The following is a 17,379-nucleotide window of genomic DNA, read 5'->3' on the forward strand; positions in this document are numbered from 1 at the left end:
ACAGGAATCAGCCCATAACCCCTGTCTCGACCGGTCGCGGACTGCGCAAGTTACCATTTTCCGCCGATTCCGGGTAGAGGAACTCACCTCGAAACAGCGCCGGCGCGCCGGAAAGGTTCCCCCTCGCTCACTGCTCCTGGTCGGAGGGAATCTGGATTTCGATAAGTTTTTTTCTCACATCAACTTATCCAAATCCGTTAATGCCAGACACGCTTCAGAAAACTTCTGAGAGCGTTATCTCCTACGGAACATGTTTGATCACGCAACCTTGCAGTTTAGATAAAATAGTGACATTCGCGAATCATTATAAATTATCGCGCAAAAACTTAGTTGATCCGACCCGCGTAGCGATCACAATCATTGACATCGGCACGATTGGCAGGGTACAACAGGGTAACTAAAGGATTAGCTACTCGAAACTTTCGATACAATTGGAACTTTAGAGAAACTGGCGTGATGGACTACGTCTTCTTTCGGCATGGCTTTCTGCCCCTGGTCGTGCAACAGTGTGGCTCGATTTTAAAAAGGTCGAATGGATGATGAGTCTTTCCAAAAAAGTGAATCTGAAAAAAGTGTGTCTGACGGCTGGCTGTCTGCTGGCGGTCAGTCTGGTTTCTGTTCCTGAATCTTCTGCCGGGATCATTCCCTGGACCTACAACGCCATTTTTGGTCCCAGCCGCAATGGTCCGATGTACTACGGAGCCGGATATGCACCCGCTCCTTACACGACCAATTACGGCAGTTACGGCATGACGGGTTCCTGCAACAGCTGTGGCCCCAACACCGGTTACGGTTACACCAGCTACTACGGCGGCACCAGCCGCGCTGCAGCACGTCGCAGCTCGCGCGCCGCTTATCGCTGGTACCTGATCAACAACCCGCAGGCTGTCGGCGTCAGCTACCGCAACTTTAATGGTGGCGGCAACATGTATGCTTCCACTGTCGGATACGGTCCAGCTGCAGGCTGCTGTTCCCCTTGCGGAATGGGTGGCTGCTCAACCGGTGCCTGCGGCATGGGCGGATGCAGCACAGGCAACTGTGGCGTCTCCTATCCTCCGGCCAGTGCCAGCACACCGACTCCCGAACCCAACAACACCACCAACGGTGCCAAGGTTCCGGAACCCCGCGAAATTGAGAGCACTCCTCCCAAAACTTATGCCGAAGAGCCCATGAATCCCGGCAACCCCGGCGGCAACGTGGAAGATTCCGGCTTCGGTGAACGTCGTTACGATCGTAAAACCCCCATGGATACTCCCATGCCGGGCAATGAAGCAGAAGACCTCTTCAAAGAACCGCTGAAACGGGATGCTACTGAGTCTCCCATGCCGGGCAGCAGCAATCCTCCCGCACAGCCAAACTTCGGGACAGAACCTTCTCAGCCCGGCTTCGGTCCCGAGCCCTCTCAGCCCGGCTTCGGCCCTGAGAAAAAATCGGACGACGATCTGTTCGGTTCTCCGGACAACAAGGCCTTCAAACCAACTCCGGACGGTAAGATGCCAGAATCAACCATCCCGCAGAAAAAGGCCGCTCCGACCACTCAGCCGGAAAAGAAAGCTCCCAAAGCGGAACAGGAAACCAACCACCTGCCTCCTCTACGTGTGCGTCCTTTGAATCTCGATCAGAAGATCACCTGGAAGTCAGCACCACGGGCAGATCGCCTGACAATCCGTGCTCACTTCTCTGCACCAAAGATCGCCAAGCAGGATGTTCCTTCGAACTCAGGCTGGTATGCCATCGATGACACCGCCAAAGTTGCCAGCAACTAAAGGCTGACAGCAACCGACTTTTACAAAGTGCAAGTGCTTCACCGCCTTGCACTTTTTTTATGCGCCGGTCACGTTATTGTAACAGGAGAGAAACCCGCACATCATTTACGACCTTCATCCGGATTCGGAACATGCAAAACGCTGAAATCGCCCGTCAGTTTGAGGAACTCGCAGACCTCCTGGAAATTCAGGGAGCCAACCCATTTCGCCTCCGGGCCTATCGCAATGCAGCCCGCACCATCTCCGGCCTGCCCGACTCGATTCAGGAGATCGTCCACAACGATCCCAAAGAACTGCAGGAACTCCCGGGCATCGGCAAAGACCTCGCCGAAAAAATTCAGACCATCGTGGAATCCTCCACACTGCCGCAACTCGAAGAGCTCAAAGAGCAGATTCCCCCGGACGTCGTCCGCATGCTCGATATCCCCGGCATCGGTCCCAAGAAAGTCGCCTTCCTCTTCTCCGAACTCAACATCCATTCGCTCGACGATCTCAAGGCGGCTGCCGAGAACGGTGTCATCGCAGAACAGAAAGGCTTCGGCAAGAAGACCGAACAGATCATCCTCGAAGGTCTCGAACAGCTGAACCAGATCGGTGACCGCGTCCGGCTCGCGGAAGCCAAGGCCCAGTCCGACGCCATCATCGCCGATCTCGGTCAGCTCGACTCGGTGCAGCACATCTCTGAAGCAGGCAGCTGTCGTCGTCGCAAAGAGACCGTGGGCGATCTCGATATTCTCGTCACGTCCAGCGAACCAGACGAAGTCATGGATGCCCTTGCCGATCATGAACTGGTCAGCAAGGTCCTCGCGCGCGGCGATACCAAGCAGCGCGTGCGGCTCAATTCCGGACTGGAGCTCGACCTGCGTGTGGTCCCCGAGGAATCCTACGGTGCCGCCCTGCTCTACTTCACGGGCTCCAAGGAACACAACATCGTCCTCCGCCGCCGCTCCCAGGATCGCGGGCTCAAACTCAACGAATACGGGCTCTTCAAAAAAGACAAACTCGTCTCGGGCAAAACCGAGGAAGAGGTTTACAAATCGCTCGACCTCCCCTGGATCCCGCCCGAAATCCGTGAGAATCGCATGGAGTTCACCGCAGCCGAAAACGATGAACTGCCCGAGTTGATCGAACTCAAACAGATCCGTGGCGACCTGCACATGCACACCACCGCCACGGACGGCAAAGCCTCGATTCAGGAAATGGCCGAGGGAGCGCTCGCCAAAGGTTATCAGTACATCGCGATCACCGATCACTCCAAGCGGGTCACGATGGCCAACGGCCTTGATGCGAAGCGGCTGCGGGCCCACTGGAAAGTAATCGAAAAGGTTCAGAAAAAGGTTCCCGACATTCAGATTCTCAAAGGCATCGAATGCGACATCCTTGAAGACGGCACCATGGACCTCCCCGATGACGTGCTCAGCGAAGCCGACTGGGTCATCGCTGTGCTGCACTACGGACTCAAACAGCCGCAGGACCAGATCAACAAACGCCTGCTCAACGCGATTCAAAATCCGCATGTCTCCATCCTGGGACATCTCTCCGGTCGCCTGATTGGCAAACGCCCGGGAGCCGACCTCAACTACGGTGAGATCCTCAAAGCCGCCGCCGACCATGGCGTCATGCTGGAAATCAACGCCCATCCCATGCGACTCGATATCGACGACATTCATGCCGCCCGCGCTAAAGAACTGGGAATTCCGATTGTCATCAACACCGATGCCCACAGCGTCGGCGGACTGGACGTGATGCAGTACGGCGTCTACCAGGCCCGCCGTGCCGGACTGACGAAAAAAGATGTCGCGAATACGAAAACCTGGAAACAGTTTGAGAAACTCCTCAAAAAGTCGCGTTAAACATTGATCCATTGCTGCCGGGATACCGTTACCACGCCCAGGTCATCAGTCTGCAGAGGAAGCAATCACATGTCGAACACGCTGGAACTGCTAATCCGTTCGGGAAATCCTTTCATCTCCATCGAAACGCTGGATGAACAACGGGCCCAGGAAGTCGTCCAGAAAGTCGCCCACGGTCTGAAGATGACGCTCTACGAATGGTCTGCCACCAGCGGGCTCTGCAAATCGGATCATGGCAAACTGAAGCCGGCACTCGTCCCCGGCGGCAAACCGGATCAGGCACTGAGCTTCATCCACCAGAACACCGATGCCGACATCATCCTCTTCAAAGACCTCGGTGCCTACTGTCGTGACAGCGTCGTCAATCGCATGCTCCGCGACCTGATGCAGACCTGCCACGACAAAAAGTCGACGTTCATCCTCGTCGATGCCTTCCCGCTCCCCGATGAAATTAAACGCTTCACCGTCCGCTACGAAATCGGCTGGCCCGACGCCGACGAACTCTCCGCAGTCATCAAGCAGACCTATAACCGCATCAAGCGTGAGAGCGATTCCGAAATCACGGCCCGCCTGACCCGCCATGAAATGGAACAACTGGTGCTCACGCTCCGCGGGCTCAGTTGCAGCGAAGTCGAACGGGTCATCAGTTCCGCCATCCTGCAGGACAACGACCTCAACGCCAACGATCTGCCGCATGTCATCGAAGCCAAACGCACGCTCCTCGGCTCCACCGGCTGCCTGGAAGCAATCGCCGTCGATGTCAAACCGGGAGAAGTCGGTGGTCTCAGCAAACTCAAGGACTGGCTCAAACTGCGCCGCGGCGGCTTCACCCGCCAGGCACAGGAGTTCGGTATCGAACCTCCCCGCGGCGTGCTCATGCTTGGCGTCCCCGGTTCCGGCAAGAGCCTCTGCGCCAAGATGGTCGCCTCCGACTGGAACATGCCCCTGCTCCGACTCGACCCGGGCATGCTCTATCAGAAATTCATCGGTGAAAGTGAAAGCCAACTCCGGCAGGCACTTTCGCAGGCCGAATCAATGGCCCCTGTGATTCTCTGGATCGATGAAATCGAGAAAGCATTCGCTTCCGCATCGGCCTCCTCATCCGATGGTGGCCTCTCCAAACGCATGTTCGGCACCCTGCTCGCCTGGATGCAGGACCATCGCCATCCGATTTTCATCATCGCCACCGCGAATGACATCTCAGCGCTGCCCCCCGAACTGATGCGCAAAGGCCGCTTCGATGAAGTCTTCTTCGTCGATCTTCCCAACGCGGCCTCCCGGGAACAGATCCTCAAGATCCACATCGAACGTCGCAAGCGGGACTCGGACCAGTACGACCTCCGCTCCCTGGCCGCGATGGCCGACGACTTCACCGGCTCGGAACTGGAACAGGCCGTGATGTCGGGCCTCTTCGCTGCGTTCTCCGAAAACGCGGAACTGGAAGACCGCCACATTGCCTCCGAAATCCAGAAAACCCGCCCCCTGGCCGTCGTCATGCGCGAGCGCATCGCCGAACTCCGCCACTGGGCCAACAACCGCTGCGTCCCCGCCGACTAAGCCCGCCCGAAGCATATTAATATTTCAATCCCGTGTAGGCCGAATGCAATTCGGACCGAGCGCAGCGAGCAGGAAACTGGCAGAGAAACATCTCGAACGTTCTCCAGCCCCCTCTCCAGATTTGTAGCGACCGTGCTGATTTACTTTCCTATCGCCATCAGGTGCGTGCTGACACCGAACAGGTGCGGTTCGCGCTCGACTTTGCGAATCACTTCGAGAATCCACTCCTTTTGTTCGGGAATGCTCCAGTACTTTTCCAAATCGGGAATCAGTTTGCCCGGCCCCTCTACCGCAAGCAAGTGCTGAACCTCGAAACCGCCATCTTTAAACTCATCAACCAGTTGATCCGGGTGATGAAAAAAAGTTGTAGTAAAGAACGTTGGGTCATCCGTTGGATTGCGATGTTGCCCATCTTGCAGGTCCGTATCGACAATCGAACGAAATACGGAACTGCCTGCTTCCCCTAGAGACAGACAGTTAACCAGGGATGCGAATCTAGGAATACAGACCCCCATGACGATTCCTTCAGGTCGCAAGACTCGTCGCGCCTCAGCGATACATTTCACGCGGTCTTCTCGCGAAGTGAGGTGATAAAGTGGACCGAAAAGCAGAACTGCGTCTGCAGCAGAATCATCGATATTGAGACTTCGCGCATCACCAACTTCCATGCGTATCGAGACATCCGGCCGCTCTCGAGCGTTCTTTTCTGCGGTCTCAATGTGATGTAACACGGCGTCAATCAAGGTAACGTCAAACCCTTGTTCAGCGAGCCAGAACGCGTGAATGCCTGCACCGCCACCAACATCGATGATAGTAGCAGGCGGATCGGGAAGGAACCGACGCATGAGTTCTCGTGTACGCAGCAGTTCAAGCTGGCCGCCGATTCCGGTGAGACGACTGGCTTCATCAATCTGGTTGTAGTGCTGGTACGCTTCCGGAAGAAGGATCGATTTTTGACGGTCAGAATTGTTCATAAAATTCAAGTGCCCTCTCACTAAGTCGTCAGGTTCGTGAAGTGTCCAAGGGGGGCTCCCAACATCGGAAAGACAGCAAAGCCGCCCCCAGGTTCGCAGCAGAGGGGCAACTCCGTACACCTGATGCTCGGCGGTCGTCGCCTGACAAACGCAATTCTACCAAATGACAGGGATTACGACGATGATCAAATAGACCACGACAAAGACGAAAATCGGTACTGGGTACGCCTGAAGGCAATTCGGGACGAGCGCAGCGAGCAGGAAATCTCAGGGAAAACTAATCATCAAATCAGATCGTGCCTCACCAGATCCGTAGCGTGCGGCCCCATGTGGCCGCCCGCCTGGCGATAAACGAATATTGATCATATTTCCAACGGACCCAATTCAAAAAGGGTAGCCCCGGATGCAATCCGGGGTGAGCGCAGCGAACAGGAGGTCGCAGCTCACGCGTACTACCACATAAAAAAAGTCGAATATAGATCCAGCACCATAATACAAAGCCGTAAGGCACCAGCCGTCACTCCCCCCCCTCAAGCATTCCCCTCCTCAAAGTTGCCACAACCACTCAACCGTGTTGATTTTAAGCAACATCGTGTCACAACATCGCTGCAGATTTCAAAAAAACAGGCTCGACCGCCATTTCTTGCAATGCCGAGTTGAAAATCAGCAGGAAATGCGGGACAATTAACAACGTTGTAAGCTCAAGCTCCTGATTTCAATCTGAGGAATTTTATGATTTCACCCACCACCTACCGCAGAGTGTTGTATTCCGTTCTGGGAATTTGTCTGGCGATCTACGCCTGCACAGCCGATGCAGCCGAGACTTCCGAAAAAACCAACGAAGTAAAAGTTAACGACATCACTCTCAAAGTGCCCGCCGACTGGAAAAATGCACCACCATCCAACCGACTCCGTCTGGCTCAGTTCGAAATCCCCGCCGTCAAAGGGGACAAAGAACCTGCTGAGCTGGTGATCTCATCCTTCGGTGGAACCGGCGGTGGTATCGCAGCCAACGTCTCCCGCTGGATTGGTCAGTTCAACAGCGATGGTCGCAAAGCGAAAGTCACCCAGGGTGAATCAGAACAAGGCAAGTATGTCTTCGTTGATATCTCGGGAACCTACAACAAATCCATCGGTCCGCCTATTCTGCGTAAAACCGAAGCTGTTCCCAACTCCCGCATGCTGGGTGTCATCCTGGCCGTCGAAGGGAAAGCGTACTACTTCCTCAAACTGACTGGTCCCGACAAAACTGTCGCGGAAGCTGCAGACGCACTCCGTACCTCATTCGGTGCCAGCGCCAAAGATGAAAAGCCATTCGAACAATAACGAATGGCTGATTTTTTTATTTCACCCGCGACTTAATTCGGGTTCTTAACAAACCCTCTGCCCCATTGAATTATCTGAAAACATGAAGCTCAGCCAGCGCATCCCTTCATCCTGGATCAGGGGCATTCTGCCCCTGTTGGCATTTCTATCCCTCATCTTTTTCTGCTCGCTCAGTCAGACACGTCTGATCGCAGAAGAAATTGATCCCGAAGAAGACGACTACCCGCCCGGGTTGCTGGCCACCTACAAAGCCGGCGGAAAAGAGATTCAACGGATCGATGCGGATATCGCCTTCGACTGGGGCAAACAGGCGCCGCTGCCACAACTGCCAGATGGAAACTTCACCGCTGACTGGACCAGCCTGATTCTGGTCAAGCAGCCCGGCGAGTATCAGCTCTCCGCGTACCTCGTTGGCGAAGTCAAAGTCGAAATCGACGGAAAGACCGTCCTGGAAGGCAAACGCGAAACGCCCGGCTGGATTGTCGGTCCCAAATACGAGCAGAACTTCGGCGAATTCGAACTGCAGGTCTCCTATAAAAAAACGGCTCCCGAGGCCCGCCTGCAACTGTTCTGGTCTTCGAACCTGTTTGGTCTTGAACCGGTTCAGTCGAATATTCTCTACCGGGAAGCAGGCAGCCCCGAGGTCGCACAGATCTGGCGGGGACGCACACACTTCGACGCGCATCGCTGCAACCGCTGTCACCAGCGCTCAGGTCAGGCCACCAGCCCCGCTGCCCCCGACCTGACGCACGTCACCACCGCCCTCAATCCCGCATGGCTCGTCCGCAAAATTCAAAATGACGATGCCATCGCCGCCCATGCCAAAATGCCTTTCTTCGGCTTCAACCAGCAGCAAGCCGAATCCATCGCCGCCTATCTTTATGCGAATGCGAAAAACGCGTCGCTGAAAAAGATCCCGGCTCCGAAGAAAGATAAAAAAACAAAGCAAGCCCCCACCCGCGATGAAGAACAACGGGCCGGTGAAATCCTCATGCATTCAGTCGGCTGTCTGGCCTGCCACACCATCGACGGCAAAGGCAATCAGCAGCCCTTCAGCGGCGGCGAATTGAGCAGCATCGGCGATAAACGAAACGAAACCTGGCTCTTCAACTGGCTCTCCGATCCCGCGAAGCTCAACAAAGATCATCGCATGCCGGTCGTCAAACTCAGTACCGACGAACGCCGACAGCTCGCATACGCTCTCGCGGCCCTCAAACAGGCCAAACTGCCCACGGGCAAAAAACCGACCAGCGACAAACAGACCATTGACGCCGGCCAGAAACTGATCACCCAGGCCCGCTGCGCCGCCTGCCACACGATCCCCGGTATCGAAAAACCAAACCTGCAGATTTCCGATCTCACGAAACCGGTCACCAACTGGGATAACAGCTGCCTGGCCGAAAACCCCGATCTCAAACAGGGACGCCCCGCTTACCGCACCATCGATCGTGATGCCGTTAAAGCGTATCTAGCCGCCAGCTATCACGCGCCCTCTCCCGAAAATGAATTCGATCGCGGTCGCTACGTTCTCGAGCAGCGGAACTGCATCTATTGTCACGAACGGGACCGGCACGAAGGCATCACCCAGATCGCTGGTGAGATGGCCAAGTTCGATCCTGCCCTCGCCGGACAGAGCGAAGCCATGATTCCCCCCGCCCTGACTGCAGTCGGCGATAAACTCAAACACGAAGCCCTGGCCGAAGCGGTCAGCGGTCAACAGAAGACACTCCGCATGCCCTGGCTCCGCGTCCGCATGCCCCGTTTCGAACATACCGAGGCCGACAAACAGGCCCTGCTCGGCTACCTGGTCTCGCACGACCGTGTTCCCGACGACGGCCCCCGGCAGCCCGGATTCATGGTTGAATCGTCAGACAAGGACCGCGCACAACTCCTGATCGCCGGTCAGACCATCACCGGCGCCAAAGGCTTCAGCTGTATCTCCTGTCACGAACTGGGGGACTACAAACCCCGCAACGTGGCCCTGGGAACCCGTGGTTCGAACCTGCTCATGCTGGGTAAACGCATGCGGAAAGAATACTTCCTCCGCTGGGTTCACAACCCGCTGCGTATCGTCCCCGGCATGGAAATGCCCGCTCTTAAGAAGAGCGTCCCCAAAGTCCTGGGCGGCGACATCAACCGTCAGCTGGATGCCATCTGGCTTGGCCTGAATGATCCGGAATTCAAAGTCCCCACGAACCCCTCCGTCGTGGAACAGTTCTTTACCATCGCTGCCGGCGAACCCGCGCGGATCGTCCGTGATGTCTTCACCAATCCCAAAGAGACCGGCGGCGGATACGTGCCCCGCGCCTTCGCGGTCGGCTTTGACAACGGGCATAACCTGCTGTTTGACCTCGATCAGTTCTCCCTCGTCCAATGGACACTCGGCGATCTGGCCCGCCAGCGCACCGAAGGGAAAAGCTGGTACTGGGACATGGCAGGCACACCGATTGTCACCGGCTACAACCGCGGATTCGAATTCGTCCTCGCCAGGTCCGGCAAGGAACCGCTGCAGGTCGTCTACCCGCATCTCGAAAACGGTAGTGCCGGCACCCTCCGCAGCTATGACTCAGAGGGCAACCGCATCACGCTCAACTACGAACTCAATTTCAAAATCGGTGACCAGATCCAGACGGTCGCCGTCACCGAAACCTTCGAGCCGCTCCGCGGTCAGGACAAGGGATCCGGCTGGCAACGGGACATTAAAGCCACGAACCTGCCCACCGGTTACGACCTTTACGTCGGTCGTCCCCGCTTCTCGAAAAGTATCGGCAGCCCGACCATCAGCGATCTCACCCGCCCCGATGAGAAGTGGCTGCACATCTCCGATAATAATTCGCACGAATACATCAAAGCGACCGGCGGCAAACAGGACCGCGTTGCGCTGACACTCAACTATCTCTGCGAACTCAAAGTCGATGGCCTCGACGTCAAAATCAAACCCGAGCCGAACCAGACGCTGGAAAAAGTCACCAGCGCTCCCGGCTTCGACGGCGTACGGCTCCCCCTCGACCGGGGCATCATGCCAACCGCGATGGCCTGGCGCAACGATGGCACAATGATCTTCACCTCGCTCAAAGGGGACGTCTATCTCGCGAAAGACACCAACGGCGACGGCGTGGAAGATGAGATGATCCTCTTCGAAGAAGGTCTCTCCGCTCCGTTCGGCATTGTCGCGGACGGAAGTGACATCATCGTTTCACACAAACCCGAAGTCCTCCGGCTTTCCGACACCGATGGTGACGGCCGCGCCGACAAACGGACCATCGTCGCCTCCGGTTGGGGCTTCAACGACAACTACCACGACTGGGCCTCCGGCTGCATTCGCGACAGCAAAGGCAATCTCTACATCGGTCTGGGCAGCGATTACGCCCAGATGAAACGCCCCGACGATCAGATTCACTGGCGGGGGAAGATCCTCAAGATCACCTATAACGGCAACATCGAAGTCCTGGGGCACGCCTTCCGCTACCCCACCGGCCTCGCCATCAACTCCAAAGATGAAATCTTCATCTCCGACCAGCAGGGCGTGCAGAATACGTTTAACGAGATCAACTTTCTGATCCCCGGCAAAGCGTACGGTGTTCCCAGCCAGTCCGACCTGCGGAACAAGGAAAACCTCGAAGAAACCCGCGCCGCGATCCAGGTTCCCCATCCCTGGACCCGTAGTGTGAACGGCCTGACCTGTATTCCGAAACAGTTCTCCTACGCCAGCCTGTTCGATCAGGGACTGGGCTGCGAATACAACAACCGCTTCCTGATCCGCTTCACACAACAGAAAGTCGGCGACTCCGTTCAGGGAGCCACCTACTACTTCACCCGCGCCGATGTCCCCCCCGATGAGTTCAACTTCACCGGCCCGATGTCGGTCGCCGTCAGTCCCCAAGGGGATATCTACGTCGGTTCCATCCACGACAGTGGCTGGCTGGGCGGACGCAACACTGGCTCGATCGTCAAATTGACTCCGAACGGTAAACTGCCGAACGGCATCAAAGAACTCCGTGCGACTCCCGACGGCTTCGAACTCGAATTCTTCTCCCCCGTTGATGCGAAAAAAGCCGCCGATAAAGAGGCCTACACCATCGCCGGCTACACCCGCGTCTGGAGCGGCAGCTACGCCAGCCCCGACAGCGGCCGGTACAAAGTGGAAGTCCAAGGAGTCAACCTCTCCGACGACCACAAAACGGTCCGCCTCAAGGTCAACGAACTCAAAGAAAAATTCGTCTACGAAGTCAACTGCCAGCAGATCGGCACCGGAGACGAAAAACTCTTCCCGGTCACCGGTCACTACTCAATGAACCGGATTCCCGAGTGATTGGAAACAGATCGGGTATGTTGATTTCCCAGACATTGGGTTGATCCGTAGAAGCAAAGAAACTTGAAGTGGCGAATTGTTTTGTGCTGAAGCCGTGAAAAGTTCCGTCAATATATTTCAGAGAACTACTATTCTGCATTTCGAGTTGATTCAGTAATTTGTGTTCGATCTCAAAGGCCTTAAATGGAGATATAAATACACCGCCAAAATGCTGCGTGTAGATTCCCCAATCAATATCATTAAACAACCGAACCACACCAATTTCATTTAATGAATTGATTTCCGATAATCTGGAAAGCTCACTTTTCTTAATCAGATATATGGCGGGTGGGCCATACTTTCCCTGGTTGATTCTCTCAAGTGCTCGCCAATCCAACTTCAAAGGATCAACAGCTTCAAAAAGCCCCTTTGCCGTTAGGGGACAACGAGTCATCTGGTTATTCTTTACGTCAAACAGAATTACCATTCTATCCTTAGCATCAGTCTGAGAATGTTTCACAACCCACCCGGTCTGTTCAATAATTCGAATCGCAGCGGTGCGGTTAAAATCACAGAGCAGATAATAATCTTCCCCCTCGGGCATTTCTCGCCAGTTGACATGTAACTGCATAGCAACCTTTTCGGGCACTCCCAACGGACAGATTATTGCTTGCTCGAAGCTCCGCCCTGGCACTGTTGTAATATTAAGCGAATCCATCTCCTCACCCCAGGGTGCTTTCAGTGTCAAAAGATAATTCCCCCAGGGCAGCTTTCCGAAATCTAATAGGCCATTTTGGTCACTGACGGCTTCGACTGTAAATATAGTGTCGTTGCCGTCCCGCTTGGATAACGTTCCTTCAAATCCTGCAGCAGGTTGCCCCTCGCTCCCCTCCTGCACCAACTGAAACTCAATCGGCTGCAGTTCTCCCGACGACTCTTCTGCTGACCGCTCCTGTGCCTGTTTGAACTGTTCCAGCATCTGCAGATTAAACGCCCGGCTTTCCTGCATCATCGACCAGGCAATCCCCACCACAGCAATACAGCAGACCGCCATCACAGCAGAAATTCCCACAAGAATACGTTGTGACATAATCTTCTCCTTCATCGCTTCCAGCCAGAGCTGGCGAGCCACTTTGATTGGATCCCCAAACTGTTCCAGTACACGTTTCCGCGCGACCTGCTCGTCCGGATTTTTGAGCAACTCCCGATTCAAAGCACATACAAAATGGTCACTGAGTTCATCGATAATATCCTGCCGCAGCGACGACGGTTCGTCGCCCCGTCGCGGTGGAAAGTCTTCTGTACTGATCTCAGGCCAGACCATATGTGTTTAATCTACCTCAGTGAATAATCTCAGAGCGATCCCGATAAGTTATGTTCCACCTTTTCAAGGTAAGAACTGGTAATCTCTGCTGGTGGAAGTTTGATTTCCCAGACGTTCATTTGACCTGTGTCAGCGGAGAACATGGATTGCTCAGGAAGCTGAATTCCATGGATCTGTTCTATTCGATGACTGTTCAATGGTCCGTTTAATCGATCCTGCAGTCGCGATCCCAGTTTGAGTTTCTCTGACACATTCACAAAGGCACTATAGCCAGTCCCGATTCGTACCCTGTTTTCAATCCGCATTGAAGGATTGCTGAAGGGAGCCAGGGTCAGCATGTCAAAAGAAGTGTGGTTTCCCAGCTCTGTAAGATGAGGTAATAGCGATTTCTGCAGGAGGTAGCAAACAGGCAGATGATACTCACCCTGTCTCAAACGAGTATCTGTCTGAAAGTCTAACTTGTCAAAAGTAGTATCCTGATAAGTCCCCCTGGCTCCTAAGGGGCAGACTGTGACCCGGTTCTCACTATCGATAAGATAAACTCCGTGATGAGGGTCCTTGGAATCTTGTTCATACATCCAGACATGCCCCTGAATACTGCGTCTCCCTTTCAGAACATAGGGAACGGGTTCCCGCCCCTTTGGTGGATATCGAAAATCACAAAGCACCACCCACTCTTTAGCATCCAGACCTTCGGGCCAGCGGACTTGAAATTTCACCGGGACTTTTTCAGGCGGACCGTCAGGACAGACGATCGTCTGGGAATAATCGCGCCCCGGGATTGTCACAAAACTTTTGAGAATCGCAGTTTCATCCCAGGGAGCATGCAGCTTCAGATAGTACTTTCCCCATGGCAGTGGACCAAAATCGAGTTTTCCAGTTTCATCAACCACAACATCCAGGGAAAACGATTCTGCTTTGCCGTCCTCGTTCGTCAAAGTGCCGGTAAAACCTTTCGCCGGTTTCTGCGGATCCCCCTCCTGCACCAGTTGAAAACCAATCTGAATCATCCCCTCAGCTTCGTTAGCAGACGGAGAAGCCTGCTGATCCAGCCGCTCAAGCAGTAACAGATTTACCCGTTTATTCTGTTGCACCATCGACCAGACCAGCCCCACCGCGATGAAGCCGCACACAGCCATCGCCACAGCGACCCCGGTCAGAATACGTTGTGACATGATCTTCTCCTTCATCTCATCCAGCCAGAGTTGGCGGGCCACTTTGATGGGATCCCCAAACTGAATTAACACACGCTGTCTGGCGACTTGTTCATCCGGATTTTTTAACAACTCCCGATTCAAGGCACACACAAAATGGTCACTGAGTTCATCAATAATATCCTGCCGCAATGACGACGGTTCGTCATCGCGTCGCGCCGGAAAGTCTTCTGTACTGATCTCAGGCCAGGTCATTGTGTGTTTCGGGTATAACTGCTAAATAAAGGGCATTTCTGTTTCTATTGTCAGACAGACGGATTTTTTCTCGAGGGAATTACTTTTCAAAGGCCTTATCGAGTTCTGACAAATTGATTTCCCAGATGTTCTTCTGATCTGGCTTCGCGGAATAATTCAACGTCTGCTTCAATTCAAGCCCGGATATTTGTTCGTTTTGAGAAATATAATCCAGCAGTGAGAGGGATTTTTTCGGATCGTAAGTTTCCGCCTGGTCATTAAATGGGATCAATACCACTGAGGTGCGAAATTCAGCCCTACTACCTCCAAAAGAATATTCAGACCCCGTGCGCTGCGACGCGCTGGCAGGATTGAATATAAAATTACCAGGACTTTTATTCGCTACGACAGAATACTGGCTGGTTGTATTCACCTCGTTCAGTCGCGAAAGGTCCTGTTTTCTGACAAGGTACATCACCGGCAGACAATAATTTCCCTGCAGGAAGTTAACGGCCGGCTTGAATACAATGGAATCCGGACGGATGCTTTCAAACTCCCCTCGCGATGTCAAAGGACACGCACTCACCTGGTTCCTGGAATCAACCAGATAGACTCCTGAAGGGCTCATGGATTGATCCTGAGTCAGGTTCCAGCTGCAATCGCCCGCCATGCGTGTACTGCTGAAGTAATAATTATCGCTTTCCATAACCACTCCCATGCTCCTTGTCTGTCGAAAATCACAGACCAGAACTCTGTCTTCAGGGAGCATTTTTTCTGACAGGTTCACATTAAAGTGAATAGCAACTTCCCGGGGAGGAGCTGCCGGACAGTTAATTGTCTCTAGAGGTAGTTTCAAAACCCAAGATTACGTGAACAGTTTGGTATAGTATTTGTACGAGTACCTCCCTCGAAAGGAGGTCTCATTATGACCATGACCCGCGTGTCACGACCTGCCACAGGTCGCAACATTACCGGGTCCAGGACGGAACCAAAATCACAACTCTCGGACGAGCAATGGCTTCTGATCAAAGATCTGTTTCCAGAACCACCGGCAAACGCTGCCGGAGGACGGCCCAGGGTGGCTCCCCGCGAGTGTCTCGAAGGAATCCTTTGGGTATTAAGGACCGGTGCCCGATGGAAAGATTTACCAACATTTTTACCATCTCCCAGCACTTGCTGGCGTCGTTTCAAGGAATGGACCGAAGACGGTGTCTTCCTGGAAGCATGGCAGCGATTGCTCGAACATTTCGACCACCGGAAGCTGGTAGTCTGGTCGGAAGCATTCGGGGATGGCACATTCTGCCCTGCAAAAAAAGGGGCGCCGATATCGGAAAGACAAAACGGGGAAAGGGAACCAAGCTTATGCTGCTGGTCGACGGAAACGGGCTCCCTCTCGCTCTGGATCGTTCCAGTGCCTCTCCGGCAGAGGTGAAGCTGATTGAATCCCTGCTGGACCAGCGAGTTTTGCCACGTGACCCCGATCGCCTGATTTATGATCGTGCGGCCGACAGCGATCCCCTGCGCACAGAGCTGGCAGAACGGCAGATAGAGTTGATCTGTCCGCATCGCAAAAACCGTGTCAAACCAGCGACGCAAGACGGGCGTGCTTTGCGACGATATCGACGCCGCTGGAAAGTCGAACGTACCATCAGCTGGTTGTTCAACTTTCGTCGCCTGGTAATACGATATGAACGATACAGTCATTTGTTTTTAGGATTCGCACAACTCGCGTGCGTGTTCACCTTACTTAATAAGTTATGAAACCACTTCTAAGTAATCTCGTCCCGGGATAATGGTCACTTGTGATTTGTGGTATGATTCATTCCAGGGAGAATACACATATAAATAATACGTTCCCCAAGGCAACTTCCCAAAATCAAGCCTGCCTTCTTCATTGCTGACCGCTTCAATGGAAAAGGGGTCTGTCTTGCCACCAGATTTCGTCAAGGTCCCCTTAAATCCAACCGCCGGTTTTTGATCGTTTTGACCTTCAATCAGTTGGAACGAAACCTGATTCATCCCTATCCCGGAAGTATTCACGAGAGAACTTTGATTCTGGTTGATCGTCTCCAGTTGTTTCAGAATCTGCTGATCGACATCGCCTGTCGTCACCGGCACTGGTCGATCTGCAATCGCAGTGAGCTGTTCCAGCATCCGGGCATTGACGGTCTGACTCTCTTTGATCAACAGCCAGGAAAAGACGACCACTGCAATACAGCACGCCGCCATCACCACCGAGACCCCGGTCATTATTCGTTGTGACATGATTCTCTCCTTCATCGCTTCCAGCCAGAGCTGGCGGGCAATTTTGATTGGATCGCCAAACTGATTTAAGACACGCTGTCTGGCGATCTTTTCATTCGGATTTTTCAACAGTTCCCGGTTCAGAGCACACGCAAAATGGTCGCTGAGTTCATCGATAATATCCTGCCGCAATGAAGACGGTTCATCATCGCGTCGCGGCGGAAAGTCTTCGATACTAAGCTCAGGCCAGGCCACTTTCTGCTCCCAGAATCCGGTCTACGGCGGATGAGAACTGTTTCCACTCCTGACGCTTCTCGTTCAGAACTTTCTGCCCCTGCGTCGTCAGCTCGTAATACTTACGCCGACGACCATCGACTTCACGCCAGAATGATTTCAGCAGCTTCTTTCGCTGCAACTTGTGTAACGCTGGATACAGGCTCCCCTCTTTCAGCTCAAACTCCTGAGCCGATCGATTCGTCACCTGTTGCGTAATTTCGTAACCATACGTGGGCCCCTCGGAAACCAGTTCCAGAATGAGCATCTCCAGCGTGCCTGCAAATAACTGAGGATTCATCTTTCTTTCTCCCATACCTAGGATGACTACATATCCAATATATAGCCGCTCTAGGTATATACTGTCAAGCAGTTTTTTTTAA

At 53.9% G+C, this 17,379-nt stretch carries 12 protein-coding genes; 6 read left to right on the forward strand and 6 right to left on the reverse strand.

The window, feature by feature from the left end:
- The first annotated feature begins 539 nt into the window (after positions 1 to 539).
- The 3 genes from RID21_RS26245 (at position 540) to RID21_RS26255 (ending at position 5,176) form a co-directional block, all read left to right on the forward strand.
- Complete coding sequence (locus tag RID21_RS26245; protein ID WP_350194109.1) at positions 540 to 1,766, forward strand: hypothetical protein; 1,227 nt, start codon at positions 540 to 542, stop codon at positions 1,764 to 1,766.
- Positions 1,767 to 1,897: 131 nt separating this feature from the next.
- Positions 1,898 to 3,619, forward strand: a complete 1,722-nt coding sequence (polX, locus tag RID21_RS26250; protein WP_350194111.1) for a DNA polymerase/3'-5' exonuclease PolX — start codon at positions 1,898 to 1,900, stop codon at positions 3,617 to 3,619.
- A 69-nt stretch (positions 3,620 to 3,688) separates the two neighbouring features.
- Positions 3,689 to 5,176 carry an AAA family ATPase gene (locus RID21_RS26255; protein ID WP_350194113.1) on the forward strand — a complete coding sequence of 496 codons (1,488 nt, stop codon included), beginning with the start codon at positions 3,689 to 3,691 and terminating at the stop codon, positions 5,174 to 5,176.
- Between the two features lie 140 nt (positions 5,177 to 5,316).
- Here the strand turns inward: RID21_RS26255 and RID21_RS26260 are convergent, their stop codons facing one another.
- A complete protein-coding gene (locus RID21_RS26260; RefSeq protein ID WP_350194483.1) occupies positions 5,317 to 6,150 on the reverse strand; it encodes a class I SAM-dependent methyltransferase in 834 nt (277 codons plus the stop codon).
- 732 nt (positions 6,151 to 6,882) lie between these two features.
- Here RID21_RS26260 and RID21_RS26265 point away from each other — a divergent pair.
- Positions 6,883 to 7,476 (forward strand): hypothetical protein, encoded by a 594-nt coding sequence (locus RID21_RS26265; protein WP_145042567.1) that lies wholly within the window; start codon positions 6,883 to 6,885, stop codon positions 7,474 to 7,476.
- Positions 7,477 to 7,558: 82 nt separating this feature from the next.
- A complete protein-coding gene (locus RID21_RS26270) occupies positions 7,559 to 11,788 on the forward strand; it encodes a DUF7133 domain-containing protein (RefSeq protein ID WP_350194115.1) in 4,230 nt (1,409 codons plus the stop codon).
- Here the strand turns inward: RID21_RS26270 and RID21_RS26275 are convergent.
- The 3 genes from RID21_RS26275 to RID21_RS26285 all read right to left on the reverse strand — a co-directional run bounded on the left by RID21_RS26275 (position 11,751) and on the right by RID21_RS26285 (position 14,912).
- Positions 11,751 to 13,091 carry a hypothetical protein gene (locus RID21_RS26275; RefSeq protein ID WP_350194117.1) on the reverse strand — a complete coding sequence of 447 codons (1,341 nt, stop codon included), beginning with the start codon at positions 13,089 to 13,091 and terminating at the stop codon, positions 11,751 to 11,753. The genes RID21_RS26270 and RID21_RS26275 overlap by 38 nt on opposite strands.
- Before the next feature lie 29 nt (positions 13,092 to 13,120).
- Positions 13,121 to 14,500 (reverse strand): hypothetical protein, encoded by a 1,380-nt coding sequence (locus tag RID21_RS26280; RefSeq protein ID WP_350194119.1) that lies wholly within the window; start codon positions 14,498 to 14,500, stop codon positions 13,121 to 13,123.
- Positions 14,501 to 14,579: 79 nt separating this feature from the next.
- A complete protein-coding gene (locus tag RID21_RS26285; RefSeq protein ID WP_350194121.1) occupies positions 14,580 to 14,912 on the reverse strand; it encodes a hypothetical protein in 333 nt (110 codons plus the stop codon).
- Between the two features lie 498 nt (positions 14,913 to 15,410).
- On the opposite strand from RID21_RS26285, the gene RID21_RS26290 reads away from it, so the two are divergent.
- Positions 15,411 to 16,240 (forward strand): IS5 family transposase gene (locus tag RID21_RS26290; RefSeq protein ID WP_502892632.1). Its coding sequence is split into 2 segments (ribosomal slippage): positions 15,411 to 15,801 and positions 15,801 to 16,240, totalling 831 coding nucleotides; the frame shifts between segments, so codons are not numbered across the junction.
- Here RID21_RS26290 and RID21_RS26295 read toward each other — a convergent pair.
- Together RID21_RS26295 and RID21_RS26300 are read right to left on the reverse strand one after the other, a co-directional pair.
- Positions 16,235 to 16,978 (reverse strand): hypothetical protein, encoded by a 744-nt coding sequence (locus RID21_RS26295; protein WP_350194123.1) that lies wholly within the window; start codon positions 16,976 to 16,978, stop codon positions 16,235 to 16,237. The two genes, RID21_RS26290 and RID21_RS26295, sit on opposite strands and share 6 nt — an antisense overlap.
- Positions 16,965 to 17,297, reverse strand: coding sequence for a PadR family transcriptional regulator (locus RID21_RS26300; RefSeq protein WP_145042579.1), 333 nt, complete (start codon positions 17,295 to 17,297; stop codon positions 16,965 to 16,967). Before RID21_RS26300 ends, RID21_RS26295 begins: the two co-directional genes overlap by 14 nt.
- Between the last annotated feature and the right edge of the window lie 82 nt (positions 17,298 to 17,379).

It is taken from the genome of Gimesia sp. (genome assembly GCF_040219335.1).
In the GTDB taxonomy this organism is placed as follows: Bacteria; Planctomycetota; Planctomycetia; order Planctomycetales; family Planctomycetaceae; genus Gimesia.

What these genes read in the sequence shown, in the direction of transcription:
- RID21_RS26245 (WP_350194109.1), top strand. Translation starts at nt 540, where the DNA reads ATGAGTCTTTCCAAAAAAGTGAATCTGAAAAAAGTGTGTCTGACGGCT.
- polX (WP_350194111.1), top strand. Translation starts at nt 1,898, where the DNA reads ATGCAAAACGCTGAAATCGCCCGTCAGTTTGAGGAACTCGCAGACCTC.
- RID21_RS26255 (WP_350194113.1), top strand. Translation starts at nt 3,689, where the DNA reads ATGTCGAACACGCTGGAACTGCTAATCCGTTCGGGAAATCCTTTCATC.
- RID21_RS26260 (WP_350194483.1), bottom strand. Translation starts at nt 6,150, where the DNA reads ATGAACAATTCTGACCGTCAAAAATCGATCCTTCTTCCGGAAGCGTAC.
- RID21_RS26265 (WP_145042567.1), top strand. Translation starts at nt 6,883, where the DNA reads ATGATTTCACCCACCACCTACCGCAGAGTGTTGTATTCCGTTCTGGGA.
- RID21_RS26270 (WP_350194115.1), top strand. Translation starts at nt 7,559, where the DNA reads ATGAAGCTCAGCCAGCGCATCCCTTCATCCTGGATCAGGGGCATTCTG.
- RID21_RS26275 (WP_350194117.1), bottom strand. Translation starts at nt 13,091, where the DNA reads ATGGTCTGGCCTGAGATCAGTACAGAAGACTTTCCACCGCGACGGGGC.
- RID21_RS26280 (WP_350194119.1), bottom strand. Translation starts at nt 14,500, where the DNA reads ATGACCTGGCCTGAGATCAGTACAGAAGACTTTCCGGCGCGACGCGAT.
- RID21_RS26300 (WP_145042579.1), bottom strand. Translation starts at nt 17,297, where the DNA reads ATGAATCCTCAGTTATTTGCAGGCACGCTGGAGATGCTCATTCTGGAA.